Source organism: Arthrobacter sp. PsM3 (assembly GCF_030433895.1).
GTDB lineage: Bacteria > Actinomycetota > Actinomycetes > Actinomycetales > Micrococcaceae > Arthrobacter.
This window is the reverse complement of the sequence record NZ_JARUXE010000068.1, coordinates 1-12,599: the sequence shown is the minus strand read 5'-3', so window position 1 is coordinate 12,599 and position 12,599 is coordinate 1. Positions and strand designations below refer to the sequence as shown.

Genomic DNA, 12,599 nt, shown 5'->3' with positions numbered 1-12,599 from the left:
CACACCGGGCTCCTGCTTGCCGTCCATGGAAACACACTATCGGGCACCTGCGACATTAAAAGCGGGCAGCAAACATGCGACAGAATAGCCCAATGAGCGAAGCCGGTGAATTCATAGACTTGGCGCTCCAGCGTGAGTCGTCGTGGAGCCGCGCCGAGGAAGCCGAGGCGAGGCGCGGCGGCGGTCACCGCTACTACGGGGCGTCCGTCGGCGCCGTGCGCGGAACGGTCCGCGACGCGCTCCGCCGCCATCCTGGCCTGACCCACGATGAAATCACTGCCCTAGGCTCCGAGTTATGGGAGGTGCCCGTCTTCGAACGCCGCCTCGCCGCCGTCGTCCTCCTCCAATCCAGCGTCGGTCTGCTGACCAACACGGACCTGACCCGGATCGAAGGCTTCGTGCGGAGCGCACGGGTGGGCGCGCTGGTCGATCCGCTCGCCATCGACGTCATCGGCCCCCTGATCGCAGGACTCGACGTCGTCGGCAGGGTCCGCGCTGACAGCGTCCTGGACCGGTGGGTGCGGGATCCCGATGGCTGGCTGCGCCGCGCAGCCCTGCTGTCCCCGCTGCGCGGGCTGCGCGCCGGCGCGGGGGAGTGGTCCCGGTTCGTGCGCCACGCCCGCGCGGTGCTGGCGGAGCCGAACCTGACGGAGGACGACGGCGCCGCGGCCGCCGCCGACGCGGTCTCGCTCGTGCTTGCCGAGATGGCCAGGCGCCGCCCGGAGCTGGAATTCTGACCGGGCGGCCCTGATCAGCGGGTATTCTCCTGGTGCGGCAGCCGCCGCTCCACTACGGCGTAGGCCTTTTCGTCGAAGAACTCCCAATCGGTGATCACCATAAAGCCGAGGGCGTCCACCCGGTCGTTCAGGACGTGCGCGTCGAAGCCGCCGTCGCGGGGCTCGGCGTCCCACGTGGACACGTGAACCGCCCCGTCTTCCAGCACCAGCAGTTCGGTGTTGACGTTGAAGTCCTCCTGCGGCTGATTGCTCAGCTGGCAGATGGCGACACAGTGCCTGATGCCTTTGGGGTTGTTCATGGTCGGGCCTCCGTTTCGGGGGAACGGTAATGGCATCATCCTATGCCCGGGGCCGGTAAGTCCGCCCGCATCCGGCAGGGGCGTTGTGCCCCGCGAAACCTACCCGGCGTTACCCCAATGTGACTTGTTGTAATCATTCCGTTACCGTTGTTGGGTGCCTGTTGTTTCCGAGACAGGCTCTCCCCTGCCGATTGCCTAACTCTGCCGCGGCGTGGGGATAACTCGCAGCAACGTCCGGCAGAGACGGGGAAACCACTTTTGACCCGCTGTTCTCCAGGGGTCTTGGGGTGAAGCCGCACGGCCCGCCATGATCGGGCCAGCGTGCGGCCGGGTGCCTCCCATCCGAATCCGACAGCTCACCTCGCAGGCATTGGGAGAGGCTCCTTTAATGACTTTCAGCAATACCCGTGCGCCCAAACGCGCCGACCTTCGCAGCAAACGCCGCACCGCCGGTACCATCGGCCGCCAGGCCGCAGTCCTCGTCGCCGCATCCGGAATGGTGCTTAGCGGCGCCATGGCCGCCAATGCAGCCGAAGCACCGGCCGAACGCGACTCGGCGCCGGCGTCGTCCGTTGACATCCAGGGCCAGGTCTCCGCGCCGGTCATGGCAGATTCCGCCGTCCAGATCACGTTCGAGCGCCCGGTCGTTGAAACTGCCCCGGCTCCCGTGGTCGAGGCGCCCAAGCCTGTAGCCGCTCCGACGGCCCCCGCCGCACCGGCCCCGGCAGCCCCTGCCGCCGCCAAGGCGACCGTGAAGGTTCAGGCCGCGCCGGCCCCCGCCGCTGCCCCGGCAGCCGGCGGAGTCAACGCCACCCTGCTGTCCATGGCGTACGGCCAGATCGGCATCACGCAGGACTGCACCGCCATGGTGGAGAAGGCCCTGAACGCTGCCGGCATCCCGGTCGGGGACATCGGACCGCAGGCCTTCCTGCAGTACGGAAAGGTAGTCGCTGACCCCCAGCCCGGCGACATCATCGTCCAGTCCGGCCACGTCGCCATCTACGCCGGCAACGGCCAGGCCATCAGCGGCGGCATGAACGGCGTCAACGCCACCATGGCGCACCCGCTGTCCTGGCTCACCGCCACCGGACCAGTGACGTTCGTCCGCGCCGGCTAGCAGCACCGCCAACAGCGCACAGAAGGCCGGTCGATCGGTTGCCTCGGGGCAGCGGATCACCGGCCTTCTGTGCGCCCGGCGTCCGGCTCCACCGCGTACCGCAGCAGCACCACGCCGTTGCCGAAGGTCCGGCTCTCCAGCAGCCGGATCGGCGTCAGCGCCTCCGCCTCCTGGAACAAGGGCTTGCCCCGGCCCACAAGGACCGGGTGCACATAGATCCGGTACTCATCGATCAGGCCGAGCCGCCGGAAAGCCGCCGCGAGATCGGCCCCGCCCAGCGCCAGGTCACCGCCGGGCTGGTCCTTGAGCCTGACAATGTCCTCTGCAACGACGTCGCGCACCACCTCGGTGTTCCAGTCCGCCTTCGCCAGGGTCCTGGAGTAGACGATCTTCGGCATGTCCCGCCAGACCCCCGCGAACTCGGCTATCGGCGCGGGGGCCGAGGGGTCCCGGTCCGCCGTCGGCCAGTATCCGGCCATCAGCTCATAGGTGACACGGCCGTCCAGGAAGCCGCCCATGGCGCGGAGCTCGTCGTTGAAGTGTTTGTGCAGTTCCTCGTCGACCCGGTGCCAGCCCAGGTCCCGCCCCGGGCCCTCCATGTATCCGTCCAGGGACACCTGCATCATCAGGATGATCTTGCGCATGCGGGGCTCCTTCTCTGGGCTGCCGGGGTTCCAGCGTACGCCGCGCACCGCGGCTGTGGCAGGAGAGGGAAGGCCCGACGTCGGGCGGCAGCATCTTGCCGAAACGCACCTCCCGCCGGCCGTAAACGGGCCGAGCAGGACGGGATCGGCAGCATCTTGCCGAAAGTGGCGTATCGCGGCACTATAGGAGGACCGGATGCTATAACCGGCAGCATCCCGCCGACTGGAGCCGACAACTATGGAGTCGATCACTGTGGAGCCGATAAATGGGTGACGTGGTGTCCATCGGGGCCAGCATCCGGAGCGCCCGCAAGGACGCCGGGATCACGCAGGAGGACCTCGCCCACCTCGCCGGGGTTTCGGTGCGCACGGTGCGGGCGATCGAGACCGGCACCGGCAATCCCTCGCTGCAGGCCGTGGCGGCCGTAAGCGGTGTCCTGGGCCTGCGGCTGACAGCTCGCTGATGGCCGCCGAACTGCAGGAGCTGAAGTTCGTTCGTGCCGCGGACGTCTACAAGGGCGGCACCCTTGCCGGTCACCTCAGCAGGACCGGCTTCGGCGGGGTCCGGTTCAGCTACACCATGGACTACCTCGCCGACGGCGGTCCGGCCGTGGCGGTCTCCCTCCCCCTGTCCGGGGATGCCGTGGAGAATCCGGGGGGTGCGCTTCCGGCGTTCTTCGCCGGGCTGCTTCCGGAGGGCCACCGGCTCACAGTTTTGAAGAACGCGACCAAGACCAGTCTTGACGATGAACTGACCCTGCTGCTGGCCGTGGGTGCAGATGTCCCCGGCGACGTCCAGGTGGTCCCGGCCGGCGAACCCCCGCTGGAACCGCCCACACTCGCCGATACCTCGAGGCCTGAGACGCTGGACTTCTCCATTCTGGTCAACGCCGTGGATCTCCACGGTCTGCCTGGAGTCCAGCGCAAGACCAGTGCCTCGATGCTGACCACACCACTGGCCGTGAAGGGGCACCGCTACCTGCTCAAACTGGACCCGCCGGAGCATCCCCACCTCGTGGAGAACGAGGCGGTGCACCTGCAGGCTGCCAAAGCGCTGAAGATTCCGGTGGCCAAGTGCTCTGTCATCCACGACCGGAACGGCTTGCGTGGGCTGCTGGTGGAAAGGTTCGACCGGGTCAAAGGCCCCGCCGGGACATGGGTCCGGCTGCCGCTGGAGGACGGGACCCAGGTTCTGGGCCTGCCGCCCGCTTCCAAGTACGGCGTGAGCTCCGAGGATGTGGCCATGGCGCTCGCGGCCACATGCACCGCCCCCTTGCTCGCCAGCCGCAACCTGTACCTGCAATTCGTCTTTGCCTGGCTGACCGGCAACGGAGACCTGCACGCCAAGAACCTTGCGGTGTTGGGCAGCCCGCGCGGGTTCGTGATGGCCCCGGTGTTCGATGTCCCGTGCACTCTCCTGTACGGGGACGAAACCCTCGCGCTGCCGGTCTGCGGCAAGACGCGACACCTCAAGGCCAGGCACTGGGCGGAGTTTGCCGGTTCACTGGGCCTGCCGCAGCGGGCCGCCGCCGCGGCGAACCGGACGGCGCTCGCCGCGGCCGCCGCGGTCCGGCTTGAGGACCTGCCCTTCACGGGTTCTCCGCTGCACGGGGCGCAGCGGGAACTCCGCTTCCGGCGGCGGGAACTGGCGGCCTGATACACGGACCGGCGTGCGCGGCCTCATCCCAGCGGCGGTCCTAGCGGGGGGTCAGCGTCTTCCACAAGTACAGCATCCTCAACGGGTCTCCCACGAGGTTACCGGCAAGGTCACCGCCGGGCTCTTCTGACGTGGACCTGTTCCCCAAACGGGGACAGAACCGTACGCTGAAGCATGGAGGTGAATGCCATGAAAGCAGCCCAGGGAGACCGCATTATCATCCGTGGCACCACGGTCGAGTCAGCGGACCGCCACGGGGAAATCCTGGAGGTCAAGGGGGCGGACGGTGCCCCGCCGTATCACGTCAGGTTCGACGACGGCCACGAGACGATTCTGTTCCCCGGCGGCGATTTCGTCGTCGACAGCAGCAAGACCGCCTGATCCGACTAGAAGCCCGACGAACTGCCCGAGCCGGAGAAGCTGCCGCCGCTGGCGCCGTAGCCGGTGCTGCTGCCGCCTCCGCCGCGGGCGCTGCTGACACTGCTGACGCCGGTGTTGAAACCGGAATTGAAGGTGGGCACGGAGAAGAAGTAATAGGCGGGGTAGACCGTGCCCAGGATGCTGGGCTCGTAGGTGCGCCCGTACTTGGACTTGCTTCCGGCCTGCGCGCTCTCCATCTCCTGGCGCATCAGCGAGGCTTCCTTCTCGTTCTTGGCGTATCCGTCGATGACCGTATCGGCGTGGTTCTTGAGCAGCTCGGACAGGTGGGTGCGGGCATCGCGCAGCCGGTCAAGGGCGGTCTCCGGCGTGATCGTGCCGTCCGAGAGTTCCGCGGTCCACTGTTCGATGTCCCGGTGGCTCTGATCACGGAAGGAGCGCAGTGCCGCCGCGGTCGCTGAGTCGCCCTGGGCGTTGCGCTTGCTGAGCATCTGCTCGATCGCGGCCAGGTCGGCGCGGAAGGGGGCCAGTTGCCGGTCCCAGGCAGGCGCCCACGCGGAGCCACGGTTGAGCAGGGCGTTGGTGTCCGCGATGACGTCGTCGAGGGCATCCAGCTCGGCGGCGGCGTCCGCGTAGCTCCGGACCAACTTCAGGTTCGGGCGCCTGCTGAGGTCCCGGGCGGAGAGGGCATGGACCTGGTTAGAGAGGCCGGTCGCGGTGTTGTACTTCGCCATGAAGGTCCGGTGCTTCTCCAGCACGGTACTTCCGTAGCGGGAGGCTTCCGGGATGGTGCTGGCGTTGAGCTCGGTGACCTGGAGGTCCAGGCTGACGTTGGAGTAGCTGACCTCGCCGCGGGCGAGTTCCTTGCGGCTGCTGACCCGGGTCCGCCAGCGCACGATCAGCCACGCCGCGGCGCCCGCGACGGCGGCCGCCACGGTGGTCCATGCCGTGACGAGGAAGGCTGTGGAACGGTACCACGGCTGGTTGATCAGTTCGGCGCCGCGCTGGATTCCGGCAATAGTGCCATCCGTCCACTGCGCATCGCGAAGGAGGTCCTTGGATGCGTTCTGGATGTCCTCGCGTTGTTGCAGCGAGACTTTCCGGTCCTCACCCATGTACGTCCCGACGTGCCGGCCCACAGGGTCCAGAGCGAAGATGAACAGCCCGTTCGCCCACTTCTGCCCGTCCTCGCTGATCCACTCCGGATGCTCGGCCCGGGCGAAGCGCAGGACCTCCTCGTTGAGGTTGTCCGAGGCCGAGCCGTTGTAGGTGTAAACGGCCACCTTGGTGGGCTGGTAGAAGTCCATCGCCCGCACGGCCGGCAGGAGCTTGTTCTGGTCCAGCACCCCGGCCCGGTCCGCCACGACGACGTCGACCGGCGTGACAGCGACTGCCGCCGGCCCCGAGCCCACCAGCCCGATGGCCACCAGCAGGAGGAGGCCCAGGATTTTCCGCACGAATCTCATTTCCCGAGCGTAATGCCTGCCGGGGGGAAGCGTCGACGGACCCGCGCCGCCCGGGCAGGCTGTTTCCGTCCACGCCGCTCTGGCCCCCGTCGTCGCCCCGCTCATTGTCCGGGGCGTCCGACGGCGGAGAAACCGCAGGTCAGCGGGGAATGGGGCCTAAAGACACCATGACGGCCCGCCCTGCCTGCCACATACTGACCTCATGAGTCCAGCGTCGCAGGAACCCGAGCCGAACGAACCAAAGCCGGCAAGCGGACCGCCCGGACCGCCGGCGGCAGAACCGGCCGCAGCTCAGCACCGGCCGGACCGGACGCTGCTCGCCATCCTCGCAGCCATCACCGTCCTGGTGATTGTCGCCCTGATTGTCGTGTTCACCCGGGGCGAGCCGGCACCCCTGGACGCGGCGACCCCGGCCGGTGTCGTCCAGCGCTATTCCGCCGCCGTGATCGCCGGAGACGAGACGGCCGCGGCCGCCTACCTCACGGATGCAGCCAAGACCCGCTGCAGCACCGACATGCCACGCACGGGAGCGGACAGCCTCCGCGTCACGCTGGTCTCAACGACCGAGCGACCGGAGTCCGCAGACGTCAGGGTGCTGATGACCGTCTCCGAGGGCGGCGGCCCGTTTGGCAGCGCCGAGTATCAGATGGAGGACTCCTTTGACCTGGTCAAGGCCGGCGACAAGTGGCTGATCGACAGAGCCCCGTGGCAGCTCACGGTGTGCCAGAACACAGCGGTGAAGCGATGAGTGCGGCATCCGCCGCGGGCTCGGCCCAGCGGACCGTCCGCCGCCTGATCACCTACCTCCTGCTGTTCGCCCTGGTGGTGATCGCAGCCATCGGCCTCAGCGGCCTTCTGGAACGGCTTCTGGTGGCAGGCACAACACTGGCGACGGGTGATATTGCCGGGCTGGCGCGCTCGCTGGCCTTCGCACTGATCGGCGGACCCCTCGCGGCGGTCCTCTGGTGGGTTGTCTGGCGGCGCCTGGGTGATGAAACGGAACGCGCGTCGGTCGGCTGGGGCCTGTATATGACCGGGGTTTACGTGCTCTCCTTGATCCTGGCTACGACCAACCTGCTGAGTACCCTGACCACCCTCATCGGCGGGCGGTCGCTGCAGTGGCGTCCTTCCCTGGCCACCGGCCTGGTGTGGGCAGCTGTCTGGGTCTGGCACCGCTGGATGTGGCGCCATCCCCGGAAGCGGCCGCTGGATCTGACGGACGTCCCCACGGTTCTCGGCAGCTACATCGGGCTGGTGATGGGGGTCAGCGGCGCAATCACAGCCCTGTCCATCCTGCTGGATGCCGCTCTCCGGGGGGCCATGGCCGCCGGGATGGTGGGCAAGTCCTGGTGGATTTCCGCGCTGCAGTCCCTCGTCTGGGCCGTGGGCGGAGGCCTGGTCTGGTGGTGGCACTGGAAACACGACGGCGGCCGGCTGCTGCGCACCGATCTCGCCAGCGTCGTCCTCATGCTCGTCGGGGTCCTCGGCGCCGGGGTGCTGACACTCGGCGGTGCCGGAGTGACGGTGTTCACGCTGCTGCGGCTCGCTTTCGACCGCACCGAACCGACGGAGCAGTTGCTTGAACCGCTGGCGACGGCGGTTGCCGCGGCCGCTGTCGGCTCACTCGTCTGGGCTTACCACCGCGCGCTGGCCCGCGGAAGTTCCGAAGGCGTCCGGCAGGGAAGCCGGCTGATCACCTCCGGCGTCGCACTGGTTGCCGCTGCCTCCGGCGTCGGCGTGATCGTCAATGCCGTCCTCGCCATGGCGGCCACCCCGTTCGTGGGATCCGGGATTCGCACGCTCCTGCTCGGCGGCATCAGCTCGCTCCTGGTTGGAGGCCCCGTCTGGTGGGTTGCGTGGAAGCCGCTCCGACGGACGCCCGCGGCGACGCCTGGCGCTGCCGGCGATTCCGGGCGCTGGCAGAACGCCCGGCGGGTTTACCTGGTGGTGGTGTTCGGCCTCAGTGCCGTGGTTGCCGTCGTCACCCTCCTGGTCATCGGGTACCGGGTGTTCGAGTTCTTCCTGGGCGACCTCTCGGGCGGCAGCGTGGTGGAGAGGATCCGGGCCCCGCTCGGCCTGCTCGTTGCCACCGGGCTTGTGGCCGGCTACCACTTTGCGGTGTGGCGCGATGAGCGTGCCGCCGGCGCGGCGGCAGGACCAGCCCGGAAGCGGACCATCGGGCACGTCGTGCTGGTGACCGGCACCGATCCGGCGCCGCTGCACCGGGTCATCGAGGACGTCACCGGGGCCGGCGTGACCGTCTGGCGGCGGGCCGACGTCGGAGCTCTTCCTGTTCCTGTTGCCGTTCCTGGGACTGGGACTGTGCCAGGGGCTGGCGCCGGTGCCGACGCCGGACAGCTGGCCGGCCGGCTGGCGGCGGAGCTCGAGGGTGTGACCGGAGCACGGGTGCTCGTGACGGTCAGCCCTGACGGCAGGATCGATGTGATTCCGCTGCTGGGCTAAGGAGCCCGGCGGCGGCCCCTACTCGAAGTCGAAGGTGCTCTTGTAGTTCCGCACCGCATTGGTGACCGTGGGGAAGAAATGGTCCGGGCCAAAGCGGCTGCTGACGCCAAACTGGATCAGACGGTCCTTGATGGGACCCTTCATCTCGGCGAACACGAGGCTGATTCCGCGTTTCGCCAGCTCGTCGTCCAGTGCCACGAGGTCGTCCAGCGCGGTGGTGTCCAGGCCGGTGATGGCCTCCGATGCCACGATCACCCACCGCACCGGTTCAGGGGCGCCGGCCACGAGGTTCCTGATGTGTTCGGTGAAGACGGCGCCGTTGGCGAAGAACAGCGGCGCGTCGAAACGGGCGATCACGAGTCCCGGGACGCGCTGGCCCTCGGGGTGCCGGCTCAGGTCGTGGTACCCGGGGACGTCCCCCACACTGCCCAGTTCGGTGCGGTAGGGGTCCAGGGCGCGGCTCACGAAGGCGATCAAGGACAGGCCGATGGCCACCACGATGCCTTCAAGCACGCCGACAAACGCGACGCCCAGGAAGGTGGCCACCAGCAAAGCGGCCTCGATCCGGCTCATCCTGAGCAGCCGGAGAAGAGTCTTCAGGTCAAGGATGGACGTGGCGGCAACAATCACGACGCCGGCCAGCACGCTGGAAGGCAGGAAGGTGGTCACCCCGGGTGCGATGAGCATAAACGCCACCACGAGGACGGCGGCAACGACTCCGCCCAGCGGACTCTTGGCGCCGGCCTCGAGGGCGATAGGCGTGCGCGAGGTGCTGCCGGAAATCGGAAATCCACTGAAGAGTCCGCTGGCCATGTTCGCAACGCCGAGGGCACCCATTTCCTGGTTCCCGTCCACCTGCCCGCCTTTCCGGGCGGCCAGGCTTTTGGAGAGCACGGAGGTGTCCGCGAAGGCAATCAGGGCGATGCCGGCCGCCGGGCCGAGCAGGGCGAGGACCTCGTCGAGGCTGACTCCGCCGATGGCGGGCACTGGCAGGCCGCGGGGCAGTGCGCCCACGGTGGGAAGAGCCGTCGTGAGGTTAAGGACGGCGGTCAGCGCCGTGGCTGCCACGACGGCGATCAGCACGCCGGGAAGTTTCCACGGCAGGAAACGGCAGACGACGATCACGGCGATGGTGCCCGCGCCGAACAGCAGGGCGAGGGGATTGGTGGCTCCCTGGGAGACCGCCCGTGCGGTGGCGGTCGCGCTGTCGACGAGTGAGCCGCCGGTTGCCGTGATGCCGAGGAGTTTGGGCAACTGGCTGAGCATGATGGCGACGGCGATGCCGTTGAGGTAGCCGACTCGGATGGGTTTGGACAGCAGCCCGGTGACGAAACCCAGTTTGAAGACCCTGCCGGCCAGGAGCAGTCCGCCGATCAGCAGCGCCAGGACACCGGCGAGGGCCACCGCGTGGTCCGGATTCTTGCCGGCCAGGGGCAGGATGGCGGCGGCGATCATCGGTGCCAGGCTGGAGTCCGGGCCGATGATCAGGACCCGGGAGGGCCCGAAGACGGCGTAGGCGAGCAACGGGATGACCGAGGCGTAGAGGCCCGTAACGGCCGGCAGCCCGGCGGCTTCGGCGTAGGCCATGCCGGCCGGAATGAGGAACGCGCTGAGGGCCGCGCCGGCGGTCAGATCAGATTTGAGCCAGGGCCGCTGGTAGTCCCGCACCATGCGCAGACCGGGCGGGGCTTTTAGTCCCCACGTTCCGCGCACGGTGGCCCTGGCTACGCAGCAGGGGACGCGGAACCGGCCGCCGGAGCGTCCTGGCCGTACTCCGCCGAAATGAGGATGGGGAGGTGGTCGGAGGCGCCACGCGGGAGGGTTTCGACACTCTCGATGTTGAGGCCCTGCGACGTGGCGAAGTCGAAGTGGCCCTTGAAGACCTTGTACCGCGTGTAGGTCCGGCGGTCGCTGAGCGTCAGGTCGTAGCCTGCATCCTTCATCTCTTCGGTGAGGTATTTGGTGAAGAACGGATAGTTGAAGTCACCGACCATCAGTGACATCAGGCCGCCGCCCATGCTCAGCAGTTCCGCGTGCGCGGCGTGGATCTGGTTGCGGCGCAGTGAGTTTGACGCCGTGAGGGGGGCCGCGTGGAAGGAGGCGATGACCAGGTCGTGGTCCGTCTCATTGTCAATCACCCGGGTGCCTATGAGCCGCTCGTGGGCGGGTGACAGGACGCGGTCATGCAGTGACTTCTTCAGGGCAAAGGTCTTCGTTTCGCCCGCCGTGAAGCGGTCCTTGCGGTAGTAGATCGCCAGGCCCAGCCGGTTGCCCTTGGTGGAATCAGCCAGGTGCAGATCGCCAATGGTGTCCGGGATGTCGTTGGTGTCGCACTCCTGGAGGCACAAGGCATCAATCTCAAAATCGCGGACCAGATCAACCAGCTCACCGCTGGCATGGTGCTTACGCAGGTTGTAGCTGATGACTCGAATCAGGGGAGCACCTCTTCGGTGGGTAGTCGTGGAAGGTCTGATTCCGAGTCTACCCAGTCTGGCGAAGCCGGTGGGAATTGAGACCGCGCGCCCGCCCGGAAGTACGGAATCATTGGGCTGGCCCGGACGTTGACCCGGTAGTGCGCGGCCGCGGCCGCGCTTTTGCATGCACTTCCCGGCAAGGAGCAGGAGACACCACCATGGCGAAAGCAATGTGGAACGGCGCGGTCATTGCGGAGAGCGACAACACGGTCATGGTTGAGGGAAACCATTACTTCCCCCGCTCCTCGGTAAACGCCGAGTACCTGGAGGACAGCAGCCACAGCAGTGTCTGCCCCTGGAAAGGCGAGGCCGGCTATTACAGCCTCGTGGTCGACGGCCAGCGGAACCAGGATGCGGCCTGGTTCTACGCCGAGCCGAAGGCCGATGCCGGGCACATCAAGGGCCACTTTGCCTTCTGGCGCGGAGTCCGCGTGGAAGCCTGAACGCAGGCACCATAGGGCCCCGGGGAAGCGATAGTGTGTTCTGGAATCACCAGCCACGCGAAAGGGCAAACCTTGACTGCTGTACTACCGGTGCTTGCCGAGGGAGATTACTACTACGAGGTGCTGGGCAACGGGCGTTTCCGCTCCACCATCCACGCCCAGGGAGCCTGGAATGTGCACGAGCAGCATATGGCCCCCGCCTCAGGAATCATGGCCGACTGCCTGGCCCGCCACGAGCCGCGCGACGACATGCGGATGGCGCGCCTGAGCTACGAGATTCTTGGCTTGATACCCGGCGGAGAGTTCGACGTCGTCACCACCACCCTTCGCCCCGGCCGGACGATCGAACTGGTGCAGGCCGAGCTGACCGCCGGCGGCCGCACCGCGATCCGCGCCACGGCCTGGCGGATGATCACCTCCGATACCTCGGCCATCGCGGCCTTTGAGGATCCGGTGATCCCCGTGCCGGAGGAGTGTGAACCGTACGACGCCGCGAGTGTGTGGCCGGGCGGTTACATCGCGTCACTGACGATGAAGATTGCCGACGGGCACCGCGCCGGTTCGGGGACGGTCTGGCTGCACACCGAATACCCCCTGACGGACCGGAACGACAGCAGTGACCTGGCCCGGCTGGTTGGCCTGGTGGACACCGCCAACGGGATCGCCGCCCGCGTCCCGCCGGGGAAAGGCAGCTACTCGTTCCCCAACCTGGACCTCCAGATCCACATGTACCGGAAGCCCGAAGGGGAGTGGCTTGGGCTGGACAACGAGGTCTCCTTCGGCACGGACGGGATCGGCCTGACCTCGACCGTGCTGCACGACCTCAACGGCCCGTTCGGCCGGGCCGAGCAAATCCTGACGCTCCGGAAGTCCTAAGGGCCGGAAGCCCGGCGGCGGGACCCCCCCCGGGGGGGGGGGGCG

The 12,599-nt window shown here is 67.8% G+C and carries 14 protein-coding genes and 1 riboswitch; of the genes, 9 read left to right on the top strand and 5 right to left on the bottom strand.

Annotation, left to right across the window (positions count from 1 at the left end):
* Nucleotides 1-92 precede the first annotated feature (92 nt).
* Nucleotides 93-737: a DNA alkylation repair protein gene (locus tag QCD75_RS20820; RefSeq protein WP_301231396.1), complete on the top strand. Its 645-nt coding sequence runs from the start codon at nucleotides 93-95 to the stop codon at nucleotides 735-737.
* 14 nt (nucleotides 738-751) lie between these two features.
* Here the strand turns inward: QCD75_RS20820 and QCD75_RS20815 are convergent, their stop codons facing one another.
* Nucleotides 752-1,036 (bottom strand): hypothetical protein, encoded by a 285-nt coding sequence (locus tag QCD75_RS20815; protein WP_301231395.1) that lies wholly within the window; start codon nucleotides 1,034-1,036, stop codon nucleotides 752-754.
* A 216-nt stretch (nucleotides 1,037-1,252) separates the two neighbouring features.
* Nucleotides 1,253-1,420, top strand: a riboswitch (cyclic di-AMP (ydaO/yuaA leader).
* 4 nt (nucleotides 1,421-1,424) lie between these two features.
* Between QCD75_RS20815 and QCD75_RS20810 the strand changes: the two genes are divergently transcribed.
* On the top strand, nucleotides 1,425-2,153 hold the full coding sequence (locus tag QCD75_RS20810) for an NlpC/P60 family protein (protein ID WP_441005530.1): 729 nt from the start codon (nucleotides 1,425-1,427) through the stop codon (nucleotides 2,151-2,153).
* A gap of 56 nt (nucleotides 2,154-2,209) precedes the next feature.
* Here the strand turns inward: QCD75_RS20810 and QCD75_RS20805 are convergent, their stop codons facing one another.
* Complete coding sequence (locus tag QCD75_RS20805; RefSeq protein WP_301231394.1) at nucleotides 2,210-2,797, bottom strand: dihydrofolate reductase family protein; 588 nt, start codon at nucleotides 2,795-2,797, stop codon at nucleotides 2,210-2,212.
* A gap of 266 nt (nucleotides 2,798-3,063) precedes the next feature.
* Between QCD75_RS20805 and QCD75_RS20800 the strand changes: the two genes are divergently transcribed.
* The 3 genes from QCD75_RS20800 to QCD75_RS20790 all read left to right on the top strand — a co-directional run bounded on the left by QCD75_RS20800 (nucleotide 3,064) and on the right by QCD75_RS20790 (nucleotide 4,835).
* On the top strand, nucleotides 3,064-3,261 hold the full coding sequence (locus tag QCD75_RS20800) for a helix-turn-helix transcriptional regulator (protein ID WP_301231393.1): 198 nt from the start codon (nucleotides 3,064-3,066) through the stop codon (nucleotides 3,259-3,261).
* Nucleotides 3,261-4,454: a type II toxin-antitoxin system HipA family toxin gene (locus QCD75_RS20795; protein WP_301231392.1), complete on the top strand. Its 1,194-nt coding sequence runs from the start codon at nucleotides 3,261-3,263 to the stop codon at nucleotides 4,452-4,454. Before QCD75_RS20800 ends, QCD75_RS20795 begins: the two co-directional genes overlap by 1 nt.
* Nucleotides 4,455-4,643: 189 nt before the next feature.
* Nucleotides 4,644-4,835, top strand: a complete 192-nt coding sequence (locus QCD75_RS20790) for a DUF1918 domain-containing protein (protein ID WP_301231390.1) — start codon at nucleotides 4,644-4,646, stop codon at nucleotides 4,833-4,835.
* Between the two features lie 5 nt (nucleotides 4,836-4,840).
* Here the strand turns inward: QCD75_RS20790 and QCD75_RS20785 are convergent, their stop codons facing one another.
* Nucleotides 4,841-6,298 (bottom strand): DUF5129 domain-containing protein, encoded by a 1,458-nt coding sequence (locus QCD75_RS20785; RefSeq protein ID WP_301231389.1) that lies wholly within the window; start codon nucleotides 6,296-6,298, stop codon nucleotides 4,841-4,843.
* A 202-nt stretch (nucleotides 6,299-6,500) separates the two neighbouring features.
* Here QCD75_RS20785 and QCD75_RS20780 point away from each other — a divergent pair, with 202 nt between their 5' ends.
* Complete coding sequence (locus tag QCD75_RS20780; protein ID WP_301231387.1) at nucleotides 6,501-7,046, top strand: hypothetical protein; 546 nt, start codon at nucleotides 6,501-6,503, stop codon at nucleotides 7,044-7,046.
* Nucleotides 7,043-8,761 carry a DUF5671 domain-containing protein gene (locus tag QCD75_RS20775; RefSeq protein WP_301231386.1) on the top strand — a complete coding sequence of 573 codons (1,719 nt, stop codon included), beginning with the start codon at nucleotides 7,043-7,045 and terminating at the stop codon, nucleotides 8,759-8,761. Before QCD75_RS20780 ends, QCD75_RS20775 begins: the two co-directional genes overlap by 4 nt.
* Before the next feature lie 18 nt (nucleotides 8,762-8,779).
* Here QCD75_RS20775 and QCD75_RS20770 read toward each other — a convergent pair whose 3' ends face one another.
* Together QCD75_RS20770 and QCD75_RS20765 are read right to left on the bottom strand one after the other, a co-directional pair.
* Entirely contained in the window at nucleotides 8,780-10,432 is a 1,653-nt protein-coding gene (locus tag QCD75_RS20770; protein ID WP_301231385.1) for a SulP family inorganic anion transporter, read from the bottom strand.
* A 53-nt stretch (nucleotides 10,433-10,485) separates the two neighbouring features.
* The gene (locus QCD75_RS20765) at nucleotides 10,486-11,193 is read right to left on the bottom strand and encodes an endonuclease/exonuclease/phosphatase family protein (protein ID WP_301231397.1); all 708 of its coding nucleotides are present in this window, start codon (nucleotides 11,191-11,193) and stop codon (nucleotides 10,486-10,488) included.
* Between the two features lie 200 nt (nucleotides 11,194-11,393).
* Here QCD75_RS20765 and QCD75_RS20760 point away from each other — a divergent pair, with 200 nt between their 5' ends.
* A complete protein-coding gene (locus QCD75_RS20760) occupies nucleotides 11,394-11,678 on the top strand; it encodes a DUF427 domain-containing protein (protein ID WP_301231384.1) in 285 nt (94 codons plus the stop codon).
* A gap of 72 nt (nucleotides 11,679-11,750) precedes the next feature.
* Nucleotides 11,751-12,554, top strand: a complete 804-nt coding sequence (locus QCD75_RS20755; RefSeq protein ID WP_301231382.1) for a thioesterase family protein — start codon at nucleotides 11,751-11,753, stop codon at nucleotides 12,552-12,554.
* Nucleotides 12,555-12,599: the final 45 nt, after the last annotated feature.